Genomic DNA, 18,161 nt, shown 5'->3' with positions numbered 1-18,161 from the left:
TGGCTCGCAGGATCAGACAGGCAACGCATGTGAATGGTTGTACGACTTTATGACTTTCCTGTGAACGGCCATGTGTCGGGCGCTGCGGGCCGACCCACTTGAGGCGGGCCGGCCGCACAGCACCCGTGCAGGCAGGATCTACTTCACGTCGAGGAAGTCGGCGGCGGACGTCACCGTCGGGGTGGTCGACGTACCGGCGAAGCTGTAACGCCAGTGACCGTCCACGGACGCCTTCACCGTGGTCTTCAGAGCACCGGTGGAGCTGGTCTTGACGGTCTTCACCGTCGTGTAGCTCTTGGCACCCTTCTTCTTGAACTGGAGCTTCACGGGCTGAGCCGCGTACCCCGCGTACTTCTTCGTCTCCCAATTGGCGCGCGTCAGCTTGCCGGTGACCGTGATGGTCTTGCCCTTCTTCACCGGCTCCGGGGAGGCGTCGGCGGTCAGCTTGCCCAGGCGCTGGACCTTGACGCGGGAGACGGAGTCCTTCTGGATCTGGTCGCCGTCCTCGGTCACCGCCACCACGCCGACGTGCCAGTTGGCCGCCTGGGCGTTCTTCAGCTTGGCCGGGTTGAGCGTGATGGTCCCCTTGCAGGTCGTGGTGGTCGCGTTGACCCCCTTGCAGGTGAACCCCTTCTCGTTGGGCCCGACACCGAAGGCGGTGTTGACGTTCTTGCCGACCCAGATGAACGGGGCGGTGCCGATGAGGCCGGAGCCGGTCGCCGTGGTGGAGAAGGAGACCGTCTTCTTCGCGTTGGCGGCGAGCACGATCGGCTTGCCGCCGTTGACGACCGCCGAGGTGATCTTGACCTTCGCGGCCTTCGCGCTCACACCGGCGGTGCGCTTCGCCTGGCCGCCCTGTGCGGGCTGCGGTGCGGTGAAGGAGGAGCCACCCGACGTCGGACGGCTGTCATCGGCCTGCGCGGCCGGTACTGCGAGGGCGGAGAGGGCCAGGGCGCCGGAGACGGCTGCCACAGTGGCACGGATACGCATGTGTTTTCCCCAGGTGGAGAAGGGGCCCCGGGGCACATCGTCAGCCCGGCGGGGCCCATCTGGTCCAGAGCCTGTTGGCTCGCAAGATCAGACGGGCGACACATGTGAATGGTTGTGCGACTTTATGACTTTCCTGTGAACCCCCGGGGTCTACCGCACGTCGACGTAGTCACCGGTGGCGGAGACGGCCGGGGTGGTCGACGTACCGGCGAAGCTGTAACGCCAGTGACCGTCCACGGACGCCTTCACCGTGGTCTTCAGGGTGCCGGTGGAGCTGGTCTTGACGGTCTTCACCGTCGTGTAGCTCTTGGCACCCTTCTTCTTGAACTGGAGCTTCACGGGCTGAGCCGCGTACCCCTTGTACGTCGCGGTGTCCCAGTTGGCGCGCGTCAGCTTGCCGGTGACCGTGATGGTCTTGCCCTTCTTCACGGGCTCCGGGGCAGCGTTCACCGTCAGCTTGGAGAAGCGCTGGAGCCGGACCGAGGCCGCCGTCTCGTTCACGCTCTCGTCGTTCCTGTCGCCGGTCGCGGCGACCGCGCCCCCTGCCGCCTGCCAGGTCCCGGCCAGGGTGTTGCGGCCGAGGCCGGAGCGCGGGTCGACCGTGATCGTGGCCGTGCAGGTCGATGTGGTCGGGTCGGCGGGTGCCACGGTGCACGTGCCGTGGGGCTGGTCCTGGCCCAGTACGGCGTCGACCTCGTCGATGTGGCCGTGCCAGAGGAACACGTAGGCGTCCGCTATCCCGGACGGGGAGGAGGCCGTGATCGAGACGGCGACCTTCTGCCGGGACTTGGTGCCCACCACGATGGGCTTGCCGCCGTTGACGACGACCTTCTTGATGACGGGACGCTCCGCCGGGCGGGCGGTCTGAGCGGCCTGCGAGGCGGGGACGGCGAGGGCGGACAGGGTCAGCGCGCCGGTGACGGCGGCGGCGGCGGTGACGGAAACGCGCATGTGCTCTCCCGGAGCATCTGCCTCCGGCCCGGTGGCCCGAAGTGTGTGGCTCGGCAGAACAGACGGGCGAGGCCGGGGAATGGTTGTAGCCCTGCCCCCGCCCCTGCCCCTGCCCCTGCCCCTGCCCCTGCCCGATCCGGCCCGGCCCGGCCCGGGCCCGGCTGAGTCGCCCGTCCGGGATTGCCTCAGCCCCTGCCTGCGTCGCCTCAGTCCCTAGTCGAACCAGCGGTCCCGCGCCAGCTCCTCCGTACGGGACGGGTCCTCCAGCAGGGCCGCGACCTCGAAGCGCCGGGGCCACTGGCCCGCCGCCCAAGCCAGACCCGCCGCCACGCCCTCCAGGGTGGACGCGTGGACCACCCCGTCCTGGGTGCGGCGCCAGTCCAGTTCGACGCCGCCCGCGCGGAGTTCGGGGTGTTCGATGTACGTGTCCGGGGTGGCGGGGCCGAGCAGGACGCGGACGGACTCCGGTACGCGGTGCTCCTCGCCCTCGCTGGTGACGCCCGCCTCGATCGTCTCGCCGAGCCGACGCACCTGGAGGAGGTCGGCCAACTCGGCGGCCCGGGACGGGGCTACGGGCAGCAGCGGCAGCCCCTCCGTCAGCGGCAGCACGTCCGGGGCGTCCGCGATCACGGCGTCCGCCGCGTCGACCACGGCCACCTCCCCGTCCACCACCGCCCGCAGCTCGTCCGGCAACGTCACCTGGTCCGGGTCGAGTTCGGCGAGGGCCGTGTAGAGCGCGTGCAGCTGTACGGGGGTGACGGGCCGGTCCTCGTCGGCCAGGCGTCCCAGCAGCTCGGCCGCACCGCCCGGTTCGTCGAGGAGAGCGGCGACCGAGGTGCGCACCCCGAGGGCCCGCAGCACCTGGGCGTCGTCGAAGCCGGTGGCGTCCACCGCGTCGTACAGCCCGGCCAGGACCGGGTCACCGCCGGCCGCGCGCAGTCCGGCGGGGCGACGCCCGTCCAGTACGGGGTGGTCGCGCAGCCACCACGCGGTGTACGGGCGCACGGACTGGGTCGTCCCGTCCGGGAGCAGCACCCGCACCGGCTGCGTGAGCGCGTCCCGCAACGGCGGCTGCGCCAGCATCGCGAGCGCCTGCGGCCAGGCGTCGTCGTCCACCAGATCCAGATCCCGTACGGCGACGATCTCGGTGGCGACCGGCGGCACCGGGGTCTCCGGCAGCTGGTCGAGAAGGTCCTCGCACCAGACGTCGACGGCGTCCAGCAGCCCGGCGTCGTCCGGCTCGGCGAAGTCGCTGTCGCGGGGCTCCAGTTCGTCCGGGTCGAGGACGACATCGGTGGCCCGGACGAGGGCGAAGGTCGCCAGGACCCCGCAGGCGGTCAGCGGGCCCTCGCCCCAGCGCTCGGCCAACTCGTGGTCGGCGAGGGCCAGTTCACCCTCCCGCATGATCTGTGCGAACGGGCTTCCGGGGAGGACGAGTTCGCCCGCTGGGGCCGGTTCGCCGTCCTCGTCGGGGAGGGCGAGAGCGCCGAGCCAGGGCTCGTCGCCGGGGGCGAGTTCGGCGTCGCGTACGAGGGTGAGGACGGTCTCCGCCAGCTCGTCGCCGTCGAGTGCGCCCTCGTCCCAGATATCCCCCGCGTCCAGCGATCCGGCTACCGCCGCCCGCACTTGAGGGGTCGTCAGCACCGCGCGCGGTGTGGCGGGCAGGGCCCCCAGCTTCTCAAGGAGCGGGTGGGCGGCGTCCGGGTGGGCGACCTTGAGGCCGAGCCGGGAGAGGCGGGCGAGTACCGGGCCGGCGAGGGCGTCCGGGAGGGGCAGCAGCACCTGGCGGGGGCCGATGGTGGTGCGCGGCGGGCGGCCCGCCTGCTCGTCCTCCGGATCACCGGCGAGCGGGACGGGGAGGCCGGTGAGGCGGTCGGGGTCGATGCCCGCGAGGCTGTCGTAGAGCCGGTGCCACCAGGCGGGGTCGCGCTCCAGTCCGGCGAGGCGGTCGATGGCCTCGGTCAGGGGGACGCGGGCGACGCCGAGGGTACGGAGCTCGGGGCGGCGTTCCAGGCCAGCGGGCAGCAAGGAGGGCAGCACCTCGGCGAGGACCCGTACGGTCTCGGCTCCGACACCCTCGACCACCTCGGCCTCGACGGGGCGGAGGGCGGTGGTGCCGGGGGCGGTGTTCTCCGTACGGTCCCAGTCGTCCGCCCAGCCCTGATCCGCCTCGGGGTCCCGGGGCGCGGCGGGCTCCAGGAACGCGACCCTCGGCAGCCGGGCCAGGATCGCGCCGCGCAGGGCCCCGTCCAGGCCGCCCTTGCCGAGCGGTCCGGGGACCAGGTCGATCGTGCCGGTCGACACCGGCTGCCAGGCGCCCAGCAGCTCCGCGTACGCGTCGGCCGCCCGCTCCACCAGGAAGTCGGTGAGCGGCCCGGGCGCGGGGTGCCTGCGGGCGGTGTCCAGGGGGAGGGAGGCGATGAGCAGGGCGGGGATGCCGAGGGGTTCGTCGGTGGGGGTCGGGGCGTGGACGACCGGGGCCGTACGGGGGCGGAGCGGGGCGCCGGACTCGTCGACCGGGGCCGCCCAGGTGACCGACCAGTGGGGGCGCAGCCGCTCCTCGACCGGGCGGTCGGCGAGGAGGGCCGGTTCGACCGGGCCGTGGTGGAAGACGGTGCGCCAGCGGTGCAGGCCGTGCGCGGAGTCGTCGATGTGCGTGTACGGGCCGTGGACCGACCGGCTCAGGGTCCGTACCCCGTCCGGGGTCTCGATGACGACCTCGGCCAGGCCGGGCAGGGTCAGCAGCAGCGCGTCGTCCACTGCGGCCAGCAGCCGGGCCGCCAGGTCCTCGGCGGTGCCGTCGCGCAGGGGCAGCACGACGACGGTGTCGTACCCGTCGGGTGCGGAGCCCTCGGCGGGCAGCGGGAGGCGCAGCAGGGGTACGTGGCCGTCGCGGCGGCGCAGCTCGTCGCCGAGGCCGGGAGAGCCGACGGCCGCGTTCCGGGCCATCTCGCGGGCCTCGGCCAGGGACCAGCGGACGCCACCGTGGCGGCCGAGCACCGCCGGTTCGTCGCTGACCGCGAGGACGGCGGCGAACCCGACGCCGAACCGCCCCACGGCGGACTCGTGGCCCTCGCGCTTGGCGGAGGCCCGGAGGGTGGACAGGGACTCGACGCCGGTGGCATCCAGGGGGGCGCCGGTGTTGGCGGCGGCCAGGACGCAGCGTCCGTCGGGGTCGCCGGGGGCGGCGGGGTGCAGGGTGAGGCGGAGTTTGCCGGGGACTCCTCCGCGGGCGGCGGCGTCGGCGGCGTTCTGGGCCAGCTCCACGACGAGGCGGTCGCGGTAGCCGCCGAGGGCGAGGTCCTCCTCGGCGTTGGCGTCCTCCCGGAAGCGGGCGGGGCCCGCGCCCCAGGCGTCGAGCACGCCGCGCCGCAGCCGTGCCGTCCCGAACGGATCGGCCCCCTCGGTCGCATTCATGCTCACGCTGTCGACTCCGTCCGCCGTGGGTGGTGGCTGGGCCTGTCCCTGCCGCCCAGTGTGCGCCCGAAGGTACCGTGCACGGGGGCCCGGCCCCCAACCCGCGGGACGCCCCCGGCCACCCTCGGCCCGTGGGGCACCCACCCCAGCCCCCTCAGCCTGTGTGGGCGGCAACCCAGCCATCCCCAGCCTGTCCGGCGTTTGAGGACGGCCCCCTTGCCTGGGTGGGCGGGGACGGGCACAAGGGCCCTGGGGCACAGCGGCCCCGCGGAGGCACCCGACCCCACGTCGACGGTTCCGTCCTCAAACGCCTGACGGGCTGGAATCCGCACGGGCTGGAGTGGTCACCGCCCCACGCAGGGCCGGAGGGGCCCCTACGAGTGGCCCAGGTCCTCCGACGCGTCGTCGGACTCGGACGGGACCGAGCCGCCGTCGCGCTCGGGGCGCAACGCGTACTCGTCCACCCGCATCGTGTCCAGCGCATGATCCGCCGGCCGCACCGGCTTCGGCATCACCGCCGCCTCCGAGTGCCCCCCACACCCGTACGCCAGCGACACCACATGCCCGTCCGCCGGGCCGAACTCGTTCGCGCACACCCCGAAGGCCTGCTTCAGTGAGCCCGCCATCGGGATCAGGAACGCACAGCTCACACACGTCGCCGGTGCCGCCTGCGCCATCGGGGTCTTCGGCCCGAACGCCTCGTCCCAGCGGTCGGCCGCCTCGTACAGCCCGTACCGCGACAGCACCCGCGCCCGCCGCGTACCCAGCTCCTCGGCCACCGCCGCGATGGAGCCCCGGCTGGTGACGGCCACGGGCCGGTCCGTCAGCTCCGCGTCCTCCGAGTCGACGAGCTCGGCCAGCTCCTCGGAGACGATCGAGTTCGGCGGCGGCTCGTCCTCGCCCGTCCAGCCCGGCTCCAGGCGCAGGTCCTCCGCCTCGGTCGGCAGCAGGTCGCCCGGGCCCATGTCACCGGGGCGCAGCCGCTCGCTCCACGGCACCCACTCCGGCGCCAGGAGCGCGTCGGCCCCCGGCAGCAGCACCGTTTCGTCCAGGGTGACGTTCTTCGCGCGGGAGGCCCGCGCGACGGTCACCGCCCAGCGCCAGCCCCGGTAGCCGGGCTCCTTGGACTCGAAGTAGTGCGTGACGACGCGGTCCCCCTCGGAGACCACGCCGACATGCTCACCGACCACGCCGGGCGCGGCGGCTTCCTCCGCCGCCGCGCGTGCGAGGTCGACCGCCTCGGCGCACAGGCGGTCGGGAACGGGGGTACGGGCGGTACGGGCCGTACGGCTTCGCGTCGTCGCAGCACTCACAGGTCTTCGCTTCTCTCCATACGCCAGTCTCACGAGCGCGCCAGCTGCTGCACGATTGCCGTTTTCGGCCAGACAGTTGCGGGCGGAGCGGACCTGGGGGCCGCGTCGACGTCCACACCCGTTGTGCCTGCCTCGGGCGCGCCTTCTGCCACCCATTCTGCGGGATCGCGGAGAGGCGCGCGGCCAAGAACAACCGCCGGTGGCGCGTTACGCACGCTACCCTCTCCGCCGCTCCGCGCCCACCTGCCCGTCCCAAACGTGCCGTATCCGTCTCTCCGATATCCGGCCACCCCCGCTCCGGGAGGCTTGCGCGGCCCCGTCCTCCCCTGGTGCTCCGGCCGCCCGGCCGCACTGGTCCGACAGGGCGTCACGTGCGAGTCCGTAGCCGATCACCGTTCATACCGGCCAGGGTTGGGGCACTATGACGGGGTGACTGCCGCCAGGTCGCACGACGGTCCCGGCCCGCTCCGCAGGGCGGGACGGGCGACAGGTCGTGCCCTGCGCTCCCCGTTCACCGGTGCGGCGCGCGGAATCCGCAAGGCGACGCACGCCCATGGAGCCGGGGAATCCGGGCTCGGCAAACTCATCGAACTGCACGCGGTGAACGGCGCCGGTGACGTCATGATCACCGTCGCCCTCGCCTCCACGGTCTTCTTCTCCGTCCCGACGGACGAGGCGCGCGGGCGGGTCGCGCTCTACCTCGCGATCACCATGGCCCCCTTCACCCTGCTGGCCCCGGTGATCGGCCCGCTGCTGGACCGGCTGCCGCACGGCCGCCGGGCCGCGATGGCGGGCGCGATGCTGGCCCGCGCCCTGCTGGCCATCACCATGTCGGGGGCGGTCGCCACCGGCGGCCTGGAGCTGTACCCGGCGGCGCTGGGGGTGCTGGTCTCCTCGAAGGCGTACGGGGTGGTGCGCAGCGCGGTCGTGCCACGGCTGCTGCCACCGAAGTTCTCCCTGGTCAAAGCGAACTCACGGGTCACCCTGGCGGGGCTGCTCGCCACGGGGGTGGCGGCCCCGATCGGGGCCGGCCTCCAGACCGTCGGCTCCGCGTGGCCGCTCTACGGGGCCTGCGCGATCTTCATCGTGGGCACCTTCCTCGCCTTCACGATGCCGCCCAAGGTCGACTCCGCCAAGGGCGAGCGCCGGGCCCGCCTGATCGACCCGCAGGATCACCCCCACCTCCCCCACCTCCCGGAGCCCGTACGCCGCCCCGTCGACCGGAAACAGCAACGCACCAAGAAGGGCAACGGGGAGAAGCCGCCCAAGGAGCGCCCGCCCGGCCTCCGGTCCGTCGGCGGGTCGGTGCTCCACGGCCTCCAGGCCAACGCGGCGCACCGGGCCCTCTCCGGCTTCCTGATCTTCTTCCTGGCCTTCCTGCTGCGCGAGCACCCCATGGGCGGCCAGAGCGCGGCGGTCTCGCTCGCCATCGTCGGCGTGTCGGCAGGCGTCGGAAACGCCTGCGGTACGGCGGTGGGCGCCTGGCTCCGGGCGCGCGGGCCCGAGGTGATCATCGCGACGGTGCTGGGGCTCGCCCTGGGCACGGCGGTCCTCGCCGCGGTCTTCTTCTCCACCGCGGCGGTCGCCGCGCTCGGCGCGGTCGCCGGGTTCACCCAGGCCCTGTCCAAGCTGTCGCTGGACGCGATGATCCAGCGGGACGTCCCCGAGGAGGTCCGCACCTCCGCCTTCGCCCGGTCGGAGACGCTGCTCCAGATGGCGTGGGTGGTCGGCGGCGGCATCGGGATCGCGCTGCCGCTCAACGCGGTGCTCGGCATGTCGGTCGCCGCGGGCATCCTCGCCCTCGGCGCGGCCACGTCCGTACGGGGTCTCCTGGGGGCCGCGCGGCGCGGCTCGCCGCACCCCCGCGTGGCGTGAGCGGACGCGACCGATAGCCTTCGGCCCATGACCGTTGCGTTCTTCTCCGGTAAGGGCCGTCGTATCGGCGTCGCTCTTGGTGCCGTGTCCGCGGGACTCCTTGTCCTGTCCGCCTGCGACAAGCCGACGCCGCTCGCCACCGTGACGGTCGGCACGACGTCGGTGAACACCGAGGCGGCCTGCTACAACGACGGTGAGGCGATCAAGGAGTCGCTGATCCAGGGCTGCCTCAACAAGAAGGCCGACAAGACCATCGAGGTCGCGATGGACGACAAGGTCCGCTTCGGCGTCGACCCCGAGATCGCCGACCACGGCTGGACGCTCTTCATCAACGGCCAGCAGGCCGAGCAGGAGCCGTTCAAGAAGACCTACCGGACGATCCCCGGCAGCGCCTTCTTCGCCAGCCAGACGGGCGAGCCCGCCAGCAAGACGAACGTCTCCATCGTCGAGACGAACGGCAAGAAGCTCACCGGCATCTGGCAGTTCGAGCTCAAGAAGACGTCCTGACCCACGTCCTGACCGGCGTCCCCTGTCCCTCCTGAGGCCCTGAGGCTCTCCCTGTGCGTGTGCTCGTCGTGACCGCTGTCCCGGTGGAACGGGACGCGGTCACGCGTGCGTTCGGGGGTACCGACGAGACCCTCACCCTGCCGGGGGCCGAGCTGCACCGCAGCGGCGCGTTCGACGTCCTGGCGGGCGGGGCGGGCCCGGCGGCGGCAGCGGCGGCGGCGGCTTTCGCCCTCGCGTCGCCCCCGGAACCGTACGGGCTCGTCGTCTCCGCCGGGATCGGCGGCGGGTTCGCCCCCGCCGCCCCCCTCGGCTCGCTCGTCGTGGCGAGCGACATCGTCGCGGCCGACCTGGGCGCCGAGACCCCGGACGGCTTTCTCCCCGTCACCGCGCTCGGCTTCGGCCGGGACCGCTTCACGCCGCCGCCCGCGCTCGTACGGGAGGTGGCGTCGGCCACCGGCGCCGCGCCCGGCCCCGTCCTCACCGTCTCCACCGTGACCGGCACCGCCGCCCGCACCGCCGCCCTGCTCGCCGCGCACCCGGGCGCGCTGGCCGAGGCGATGGAGGGGTTCGGGGTGGCGGAAGCGGCCGAGCGGGCCGGGGTGCCCGTCCTGGAGGTGCGGGCAGTCTCGAACACCGTCGGCCCCCGCGACCGGGACGCCTGGCGCATCGGCGACGCGCTGGCGGCGCTCACAGCGGCGTTCGGGAAGACGGCACCCGTACTGGAAGGTTGGAACCGGCATGACCACTGAAGCGCACCCCGGCCCGATCGAGATCGCCTTCTCGCCCTGCCCCAACGACACGTTCGTCTTCGACGCCTGGGCCCACGGCCGGGTCCCCGGCGCGCCCGCGCCGGCCGTGACCTTCGCGGACATCGACATCACCAACGGCATGGCCGAGCGCGGCGAGCTGGACGTCCTGAAGGTGTCGTACGCGGTCCTGCCCTGGGTGCTGGAGGAGTACGCGCTCCTGCCCTGCGGCGGGGCGCTGGGCCGGGGCTGCGGCCCGCTCGTCCTCACCAAGGAGCTGGGCCTCGATCTGACGGGCCGGACCGTCGCCGTCCCGAGCGAGCGCTCCACGGCGTACCTGCTGTTCCGGCTCTGGGCGGCGGAGATGGTCCCGGGCGGGGTCGGCGAGGTCGTCGTCATGCCGTTCGACGAGATCATGCCGGCGGTCCGGGACGGAAAGGTCGACGCGGGCCTCGTCATCCACGAGGCCCGCTTCACGTACCACACCTTCGGGCTGCACAACCTGGCCGACATGGGACGCCACTGGGAGGACACCACCGGCCTGCCCATCCCCCTCGGCGCGATCATCGCCAAGCGCTCCCTGGGCGAGGAGACCCTGCGCCGCCTGGCCGACACCATCCGCGTCTCGGTCCGGATGGCCTGGGACCACCCCGAGGTCTCGCGGCCGTACGTCCAGGAGCACGCCCAGGAGATGGACCCGGCCGTCGCCGACCAGCACATCGGCCTGTACGTGAACGAGTTCACCGCCGACCTCGGCGAGGACGGCTACGCCGCGGTCCGCGGCCTGCTCACCCGCGCCGCGGCCGAGGGACTCGTACCGCCCCTCGGCCCGGACGCGCTGGCGTTCCCCGCAGCACCCTGAGAGTCCGCCGACTACACGTCCAGCTGGTCCGCGACCGCGCGCAGCAGGCCCGCGATCTTCGCGCCCGCGGCCTTGTCCGGGTAGCGGCCGCGCTCCAGCTGGGGCGTGATGTTCTCCAGGACCGTCGTCAGGTCCTGCACGATCGACGCCAGCTCGTCCGGCTTGCGGCGCTGGGCGGCCGCGACGGACGGGGTGGGGTCGAGGACCACCACGGACAGGGCCTGGTCACCGCGCTGGCCCGCGACCACGCCGAACTCCACACGCTGGCCGGGCTTGAGTGCGTCGACCCCGGCAGGGAGTACCGACGAGTGCACGAAGACGTCGCCGCCGTCGTCGCGGGAGAGGAAGCCGAAGCCCTTCTCGCTGTTGAACCACTTCACCTTGCCGGTGGGCACGTCTGTCCCCGTCCTCGTACTCGTCAATGTGCGGAAAGAGCCGTGCCCGACACCGAACACTCGACAACGGACAACGGCTCCGGATAGCAGTACAGCGGGTCACCGTGACCCGCCTGGTCCAAGGCTAATGGCCCTGCGTCCGGTGACAAGACGTCGCCGGAGTGTTCCTCCGGGCAGGGAACTACCCTGGTGGGGTGACCACTACTCCTTCAGGCGCCGGCGACCGGCTCGTTCAGGTCGGCGCGATCGTCTTTTTCATCGGCGCGTTGGCCACTCTGGTCACGGTCGCCCCGCTCTTCCTCGGTACGGAGCCGTTCCCCCCGATCGCGTACGGGGTCTGCATGTTCATGGGCGTCGGCTTCCTGATCGCCGGGGCGGGCGTCGTGCGCTCGGTCTGGCTGAGCTCCCCCAAGCGGGCGGCGAGCCGCGGCTAGGGTCCTTGGATCTTTCGTCCGGATCACGCCGGTCGTCCGGGATGGTTAGGCTCGGTCGCGTGAAGCACGCAGGGCACGCCCTTCCGGTCCATCCCGCAGCCTGTGACGTTCCGGGCCGGGCCACAGCGCACGTCGACGACCTCCTCGTACAGATCGCCCACGGCAGCCGTGACGCGCTCGGTCAGCTCTACGACCTGCTCGCCCCGCTCCTGCTGGAGCTGCTGCGGTCCCGGCTGCCGGAGGGCGCGGACGCCCGGTCCGCCCTCGTCGAGGGGTTCAGCGAGGTCTGGCGGCAGGCACCGTCGTACGAGCCCGGGCCGCACGGTCTGGACTGGGTGATGGACCGGGTGACCGACGGGCGGTAGGGGGCTGGGAGTTCTCAGGCCGCCGTGCGGTCCGCCTCGAACGCCCGCAGCCAGGCCGGGAACTCCGTCAGGTCCGCCAGCACCACATCCGCGCCCGCCGCCCGCAGCTCCTGCCCGCTGCACGGGCCCGTCGTCACGGCGACCGACAGCGCCCCGGCCGCGCGCGCCCCGCGTACGTCCCCGACGTGGTCGCCCACGTACACCTGCGCCCCGTGCTCCTTCAGCGCCTCGCCCTTGGCCTCGGCCCAGAGCCAGCCGATCACCGAGTCCGGCTCCATCCCGAGGTGGGCCAGGTGCAGCTTGGCGTTCGGCTCGTACTTCGCCGTCACCACGATCGCCCGGCCGCCGAGCGCCCGCACCGCGTCCACGGACTCCCGCGCCCCGGGGAGGGCGATGCTCGGCGCTATCGCGTGGTCGGGGTAGAGCGCCCGGTAGCGGTCGCCCGCGGCGGCCACCTCCTCGGCCGGGAACCAGTGCGCCAGCTCCTCCTCCAGCGGCGGGCCGATCCGGCTCACCACCAGGGCGTCGTCGATGGGGACGCCCGTCTCCGCGGAGAGGGCCCGGTAGGTGGCGGCGATACCGGCCCGGGAGTCGATGAGGGTCATGTCGAGGTCGAAGCCGACCGTGAGGGGGGCGGTGGGCAGGACCGTGTGGGGGCTCGAAGCCGTGGAAGCCATGGGGACCATTGTGCCGAGGGGCCCGGCGGACCGGCCCACCCCCGTCCCCGGCCGAACCCCTGCCGCCTAGACTGAGCCCGCACTTAGCCAAGCCTTAGTAATCCTCGCGAGCAATCCGTGCGAGCAATCCCTGCGAGCAACCCTTGCGAGCCCTCCTCGCGAAGTCCCTCCCGATTGGTTCAGATGTCAGCGCCCGCGCCAGCACCCGCACCGGCCGCCGCGCCCCCGATACCCCGCGCACCCCGCCTCTCCCGGCGCGCGACCGCCACGGCCGCCGCCGTCGTCGCGCTGCTGCTGGCCGTCCTGCTGAGCCTCGCGGTCGGGGCGCGCTCCATCCCGCCGGGTGAGGTGGTCGACGCCCTGCTGCACGGCGGGAACTCGGACGCCGCCGAGGTGATCCGCACGATGCGGGTGCCGCGCACGCTGATCGGCCTCATGGTGGGCGCCGCGCTGGCCCTCGCGGGGACGGTGCTCCAGGGGATCACCCGTAACCCCATCGCCGACCCCGGCATCCTCGGGATCAGCCAGGGGGCGTCGGTGGCGGTGGTGATGGCCATCGCGTTCGCGGGGGTCCACACGCTGACCGGGTACGTCTGGTTCGCCTTCGCGGGCGCCGCCGTCGCCTCGGTCGCCGTGTACGCCATCGCCTCCAGCGGGCGCGGCGGCGCGACCCCGGTGAAGCTCGCGCTGGGCGGTGCGGCGATCAACGCGCTGCTGGTGTCGGTGACGACGGGGGTCCTCACGACGAAGGCGTCCGCGCTGGACGAGTTCCGCTTCTGGCAGGTCGGGTCGATCGCGGGGCGGGAGGCGGATGTCGTCCAGCAGGTGTGGCCGTTCCTGCTGCTGGGGGTGGTGCTGGTGCTCTCGGTGGCCCGTGGGCTGGACGCGCTCGCGCTCGGCGAGGACGTGGCGAAGGGGCTCGGGCAGAACGTCGCGATGGTCCGGATCGTCGGCGGGATCGGGGCGACCGTGCTCACCGGGGTCGGGGTGGCCGCCGCCGGGCCGATCGCGTTCATCGGGCTCGCCGTCCCGCACATCGCCCGCGCGGTCGTCGGCAACGACCACCGCTGGGTGCTGCCCATGGCCGCGCTGATCGGGCCGGTGATGCTGCTCGTCTCGGACGTCGTCGGCCGGATCGTGTTCCCGCCGAGCGAGGTCCCGGCGGGTGTGATGACGGCGCTGATCGGGGTGCCGTTCCTGGTCACCCTCGTACGCCGGAAGGCGGTGCCGGCATGAGTGGCAGCCTGGTACGGGTCCGGCCCGCCGGGTACTCGGTCGTGAAGGCCGGGCCGCGTGGCCGGTTCCTGCTGCACCGGCGGGCGTCCGTCGTCGCGATCGCCCTCGTCGTCCTCCTGGCCGCCGTCTGCGTCGCGTACCTCTGTGTCGGCGAGAGCTTCGTCGCGCCCGGCGAGGTCGTGAAGGTGGTCCTCGGGCAGCCGTCCTCGGCCGAGCTGGTCGTGGGCACGCTCCGGCTGCCCCGCATGACCGTCGGGCTGCTGGTGGGCCTGGCCTTCGGGATCGCGGGCGCGCTGATCCAGACGGTGGCCCGCAACCCGCTCGCCAGCCCCGACATCATCGGCATCAGCCAGGGCGCGAGCGCGCTCACGGTCGGGGCGATGACCTTCGGCATCACCTCGTACGCGTTCCTCCCCTACCTCTCCGTCGTCGGCGGCATCGCGGCCGCCGCCCTCGTCTACGTCTTCGCCTGGCGCGGTGGTCTGCACGCCACCCGCTTCGTCCTCATCGGCATCGGCTTCGCGATCGCGCTGCGGTCGGTGACCACGCTGTTCCTGACCAAGGGCGACTACCTGGTCGCGCAGCAGGCGCAGATCTGGATGACCGGTTCGCTGAACGGGCGCGGCTGGTCGGAGGCCGCCCCGCTCGCCTGGACGCTGCTGCTCCTGCTGCCCGCCGTGGCGTGGGCGGCCCGCGCGCAGCGCACCGTCACGATGGACGACGACACCGCGACCGCGCTGGGCGTACGCCTGGGGCGCGTACGGCTCGGACTCGTCGCCCTCGGGGTGGTCCTGGCCTCCGTGGCGACGGGCACGGCGGGCCCGGTGGACTTCGTGGCGCTGCTCGCCCCGCAGATCGCCCGCCGGATGACCCGTGCGGCACAGATCCCGCTGGTCTCCTCGGCCCTGATGGGCGCGGTGATCGTCGTCCTCGGCGACCTGCTCGCCCGCAGGCTGTTCTCGCCCACCGAACTGCCGGTGGGCGTCCTCACGGCGGCGGTCGGCGCCCCGTACCTGATCTGGCTGATCATCCGCGGTCACCGTAGCCGCAGTGGAGGCACCGCATGACCCCGACGACCGATGCACCGCAGACCGGCTCTCGGCTGGCGGCCCGCGCCCTGACCCTCGCGTACGAGGACCGCACCGTCGTCCACGAGCTGGACCTCGCCGTGCCCGACGGGCAGGTCACCGTCATCGTCGGCCCGAACGCCTGCGGCAAGTCCACCACCCTGCGCGCCCTCGGCCGGCTGCTGAAGCCGCGCGGCGGGGCGGTGCTGCTGGACGGTACGGAGCTGGCGCGGATACCGACCAGGCGCATCGCCCAGTCCATCGGCCTGCTCCCGCAGACCCCGGTGGCTCCCGAGGCGATCACCGTCTCCGACCTCGTCGCCCGGGGCCGCCAGCCGCACCAGAGCTGGTGGCAGCAGTGGTCGGACGCGGACGAGCGGGCGGTGACCGACGCCATGGCCCGTACGGATGTGACGGCGCTGGCCGACCGGTCGGTGGACGAGCTGTCGGGCGGGCAGCGCCAGCGGGTGTGGATCGCGATGGCGCTCGCGCAGGAGACGGACCTGCTGCTCCTCGACGAGCCGACGACGTACCTGGACATCGCCCATCAGGTGGAAGTCCTCGACCTGGTACGCCAGTTGGCGGCCCCTGCCGCCGACGGCACCCGCGGCCGTACCGTCGTCACCGTGCTGCACGACCTCAACCAGGCGGCCCGGTACGCCGACCACCTGGTCGCCATGAAGGAGGGCCGGATCGTCGCCGAGGGCCGGCCGGGGGACGTCGTCACCGCGGGACTCGTCCGCGAGGTCTTCGGCCTGGAGGCGGTGATCGTCCCGGACCCGGTCACGGGTTCACCGCTCGTCGTCCCGGGCGCCCCCTGGACCCCTGCTCCTGCTCCTGCTCCTGCTCCTGCTGCCTCCGCCCCGACTCCCGGAAAGGCCCTCTGAGCCATGACAGCCAAGACCCTCAGCCACCGCTCCCGTACGCTCGCCACCGCGTCCCTGACCGTGGCCGCCGCCCTGACCCTGTCCGCCTGCGGCTTCTCGACGGAGTCCGGTTCCGACTCCGGCTCCAACTCCGAGGGGTCCGCCGAGGCTTCTCGTACGGTGAAGACGGCGATGGGCGACGTGAAGGTACCGGCCGCCCCGCAGCGGGTCGTCGTCCTGGACACCGCCGAACTCGACTCGGTCCTCACCCTCGGCGTGAAGCCGGTCGGCGCGACCCACGCGGACGTGGAGTCCGGCTTCCTCAACTACCTGCCGAAGGACCAGGTCGCGGGCATCAAGGACGTGGGCCAGATGATGACCCCGAACCTGGAGGCCATCGCCGGCCTGGAGCCCGACCTCATCCTCACCAGCAAGATCCGGCACGGCGACAAGTACGCCGAGCTCTCCAGGATCGCGCCGACCGTGATGACGGAGAACACCGGCTACCCCTGGAAGGAGAACTTCCAGGTCCACGCGGAGGCCCTCGACAAGAAGGCCGAGGCCAAGATGGTCACCGACGACTACGCGCGCCACGTGGCCGATGTGACGAAGGCGCTCGGCGGCAAGGACAGGGCGGCCGCGACCGAGGTCAACATGGTCCGGTTCGTCGAGGGCGCGGACATCCGCATCTACGGCAGGAAGAACTACATCGCCACGATCCTCGCCGACGTCGGCCTCGGCCGCCCGGCCATCACGGACAAGGCGAAGGACGGGTTCAGTTACGACGTCAGCCCCGAGAAGATCGACCTCGCGGACGCGGACGCGGTCTTCCACTCGACGTACGGCGACCCGAAGAAGGCCAAGGAGACCCGGACCACCGGCAGCGGCCTGTGGAAGAACATGGACGCGGTCAAGAACGGCAAGGTCTTCGCGGTCGACGACCAGCTGTGGATCCAGGGCATCGGCTACACAGCGGCCGACAAGATCCTGAGCGAGCTCCAGACCAGCCTGACGAAGTAGCCGCTTTTCTTTTCGGGTTCAGGCCCGCCTCCGCGCCCGCCACACCAGGTAGAGCGCGGAGGCGACGGCGGCCACCCGGACGACCACGGGCCAGGCGCCGACCAGCACCTCGCGGAGCGCCCCGTCCTCGATGGGCTCGCCCCAGCGCCCGTCCACCCGCCCCCACACCCAGACGAGCGCCCCGGCGACGACGACGCCCGGCAGCCCGAGGGCCGCCCACTTCGCCTCCGTACGGGAGAGGGTCCGCGAGCCGTACGCGATGAGCCAGCCGCCCGCGAGCGGGATCCAGGACCCGGTGACCACCCCGGCGATGAGCAGCACGGCGGCCAGGAGCAGCAGGGGGTGGGCGAAGCCGCCGCGCCGGGCGGGGGCGGCGGCGACCACGGGTTCGGCTACGACGACGGGCTTGCGGCGGCGCGGGCGGGGGATGCGGAGGGCGCGGCGGGGTTCTTGCTCGTCGGTGCCGTCGCCCTCTTCCGTGTCTTCCGCGTCGAGGCCGTCGCCCTCTTCCTCCTTGTCGGCGGCGTCGGGCTTCTGCGGGCGCCTGCCGAGGAGTTCCGGGGCCTCGATGCCGCCGAAGAACCCGGGGATGGCGGTCCCGGCATCGAAGGGCCCGGGCTCCAGGCGCCACCACTCGTCGTCGCTGCTCTGCTGGTCGGGGCCGAGGACGTGGGGGGCGGAGGGGTGGGGCCAGGGGGTGGGGTCGGCGGGGAGGTCTTCGTCGGGGCCGGTGGACTTCGTGAAGTCCGTACGGGGGTGGTCTCCGGGACCGGACCCTGTACGGGGGTCGGCGCCGGGGCTCTTCGTGAGGTCCGTACGGGAGTCGGACGCGTAGTTCGTGAGGTTCGTACGGGAGTCAGGGCCGGGGGCCTTCGTGAAGTCCGTACGGGAGTCGGACGCATAGCCGGTCTCCGTACGGAACCGGGCCTCGGCACGTCCGGCGTCCGCGTCGCCGCTCCTCCCGCTCCCCGCCCTCGCACCGCCCCCCGCACCCCACCGCGACGCGCCCCGCCAGGAACCGGCTTTCGGGCCGGGATCGGGGACGGGACCGGAGGCGGGGCCGGACGCCGGCCTCGGCTCGTCCGGAGCCCCCGGCGCCTCCGGCTCCTTCGGGCTCTTGCGGAGGAACCCGCTCCGGGGCCGGGGAAGGCCCGCACCGCCCCCCGTACGCGCCGACGGCAGCGGCACCGACCCGTCGCCCGACTCCGCCGCCGCGCTGACCAGTTCGGCCGGGCTCCCGAGGCGGCCGATGATCCGCCGCACGGCCGCCGGGGAGTCCGCGCCCTCGCTCGCGCGGCGGCGGTCGATCTCGCCGCGCAGGGTCGACACGAGCCGCATCCGGGCGCCGGAGGACAGCTGTTGCTGCTGGGCCAGGTCGCCGACCCGGCTCAGGTAGTCGTAGACGAGCTGGTCGCTCTCGATCCCCACGCGGTGCATCCC

Annotated in this window: 17 protein-coding genes; 10 read left to right on the top strand and 7 right to left on the bottom strand. The window is 73.1% G+C overall.

Features of this window, described 5'->3' with window-relative positions:
* Positions 1-138: 138 nt before the first annotated feature.
* The 4 genes from GTY67_RS19660 to GTY67_RS19645 form a co-directional block, all read right to left on the bottom strand.
* Positions 139-990, bottom strand: coding sequence for a calcium-binding protein (locus tag GTY67_RS19660; RefSeq protein WP_161279518.1), 852 nt, complete (start codon positions 988-990; stop codon positions 139-141).
* A gap of 150 nt (positions 991-1,140) precedes the next feature.
* Positions 1,141-1,941 carry a calcium-binding protein gene (locus tag GTY67_RS19655; protein WP_161279517.1) on the bottom strand — a complete coding sequence of 267 codons (801 nt, stop codon included), beginning with the start codon at positions 1,939-1,941 and terminating at the stop codon, positions 1,141-1,143.
* Positions 1,942-2,154: 213 nt separating this feature from the next.
* Positions 2,155-5,358, bottom strand: a complete 3,204-nt coding sequence (locus GTY67_RS19650; RefSeq protein WP_161280183.1) for a molecular chaperone Hsp90 — start codon at positions 5,356-5,358, stop codon at positions 2,155-2,157.
* 374 nt (positions 5,359-5,732) lie between these two features.
* On the bottom strand, positions 5,733-6,671 hold the full coding sequence (locus GTY67_RS19645) for a DUF3027 domain-containing protein (protein WP_176727612.1): 939 nt from the start codon (positions 6,669-6,671) through the stop codon (positions 5,733-5,735).
* Between the two features lie 429 nt (positions 6,672-7,100).
* Between GTY67_RS19645 and GTY67_RS19640 the strand changes: the two genes are divergently transcribed.
* From GTY67_RS19640 to GTY67_RS19625, 4 genes are read left to right on the top strand one after another with little or no spacing between them, the layout of a single operon-like run.
* Positions 7,101-8,546, top strand: coding sequence for an MFS transporter (locus GTY67_RS19640; RefSeq protein ID WP_161279516.1), 1,446 nt, complete (start codon positions 7,101-7,103; stop codon positions 8,544-8,546).
* Positions 8,547-8,573: 27 nt separating this feature from the next.
* Positions 8,574-9,053 carry a DUF2771 domain-containing protein gene (locus GTY67_RS19635; RefSeq protein WP_093694083.1) on the top strand — a complete coding sequence of 160 codons (480 nt, stop codon included), beginning with the start codon at positions 8,574-8,576 and terminating at the stop codon, positions 9,051-9,053.
* A gap of 53 nt (positions 9,054-9,106) precedes the next feature.
* Positions 9,107-9,802, top strand: a complete 696-nt coding sequence (locus GTY67_RS19630) for a futalosine hydrolase (protein WP_161279515.1) — start codon at positions 9,107-9,109, stop codon at positions 9,800-9,802.
* Positions 9,792-10,661, top strand: a complete 870-nt coding sequence (locus GTY67_RS19625) for a 1,4-dihydroxy-6-naphthoate synthase (RefSeq protein WP_161279514.1) — start codon at positions 9,792-9,794, stop codon at positions 10,659-10,661. The genes GTY67_RS19630 and GTY67_RS19625 overlap by 11 nt, the downstream gene beginning before the upstream one ends.
* 11 nt (positions 10,662-10,672) lie before the next feature.
* Here the strand turns inward: GTY67_RS19625 and GTY67_RS35330 are convergent, their stop codons facing one another.
* Complete coding sequence (locus GTY67_RS35330) at positions 10,673-11,056, bottom strand: cold-shock protein (protein ID WP_006126557.1); 384 nt, start codon at positions 11,054-11,056, stop codon at positions 10,673-10,675.
* Between the two features lie 194 nt (positions 11,057-11,250).
* On the opposite strand from GTY67_RS35330, the gene GTY67_RS19615 reads away from it, so the two are divergent.
* On the top strand, positions 11,251-11,490 hold the full coding sequence (locus GTY67_RS19615) for a hypothetical protein (RefSeq protein WP_093694080.1): 240 nt from the start codon (positions 11,251-11,253) through the stop codon (positions 11,488-11,490).
* 59 nt (positions 11,491-11,549) lie between these two features.
* Positions 11,550-11,855, top strand: a complete 306-nt coding sequence (locus GTY67_RS19610) for a hypothetical protein (RefSeq protein WP_093694079.1) — start codon at positions 11,550-11,552, stop codon at positions 11,853-11,855.
* A 14-nt stretch (positions 11,856-11,869) separates the two neighbouring features.
* Here GTY67_RS19610 and GTY67_RS19605 read toward each other — a convergent pair whose 3' ends face one another.
* Positions 11,870-12,532, bottom strand: coding sequence for an HAD family hydrolase (locus tag GTY67_RS19605; protein ID WP_161279513.1), 663 nt, complete (start codon positions 12,530-12,532; stop codon positions 11,870-11,872).
* Between the two features lie 183 nt (positions 12,533-12,715).
* Between GTY67_RS19605 and GTY67_RS19600 the strand changes: the two genes are divergently transcribed.
* Genes GTY67_RS19600 through GTY67_RS19585 form a run of 4 tightly spaced genes read left to right on the top strand, consistent with a single transcriptional unit; the run spans position 12,716 to position 16,721 of the window.
* Positions 12,716-13,768 (top strand): iron ABC transporter permease, encoded by a 1,053-nt coding sequence (locus tag GTY67_RS19600; protein WP_161279512.1) that lies wholly within the window; start codon positions 12,716-12,718, stop codon positions 13,766-13,768.
* On the top strand, positions 13,765-14,835 hold the full coding sequence (locus tag GTY67_RS19595) for an iron chelate uptake ABC transporter family permease subunit (RefSeq protein WP_161279511.1): 1,071 nt from the start codon (positions 13,765-13,767) through the stop codon (positions 14,833-14,835). The genes GTY67_RS19600 and GTY67_RS19595 overlap by 4 nt, the downstream gene beginning before the upstream one ends.
* Complete coding sequence (locus GTY67_RS19590) at positions 14,832-15,722, top strand: ABC transporter ATP-binding protein (protein ID WP_161279510.1); 891 nt, start codon at positions 14,832-14,834, stop codon at positions 15,720-15,722. Before GTY67_RS19595 ends, GTY67_RS19590 begins: the two co-directional genes overlap by 4 nt.
* Positions 15,723-15,725: 3 nt before the next feature.
* Positions 15,726-16,721: an iron-siderophore ABC transporter substrate-binding protein gene (locus GTY67_RS19585; RefSeq protein ID WP_161279509.1), complete on the top strand. Its 996-nt coding sequence runs from the start codon at positions 15,726-15,728 to the stop codon at positions 16,719-16,721.
* Between the two features lie 18 nt (positions 16,722-16,739).
* Here GTY67_RS19585 and GTY67_RS19580 read toward each other — a convergent pair whose 3' ends face one another.
* Entirely contained in the window at positions 16,740-18,158 is a 1,419-nt protein-coding gene (locus GTY67_RS19580; RefSeq protein ID WP_161279508.1) for a hypothetical protein, read from the bottom strand.
* Positions 18,159-18,161 lie beyond the last annotated feature (3 nt).

Source organism: Streptomyces sp. SID8374 (assembly GCF_009865135.1).
In the GTDB taxonomy this organism is placed as follows: Bacteria; Actinomycetota; Actinomycetes; order Streptomycetales; family Streptomycetaceae; genus Streptomyces.
This window is presented reverse-complemented; position numbering and strand designations above follow the sequence as displayed.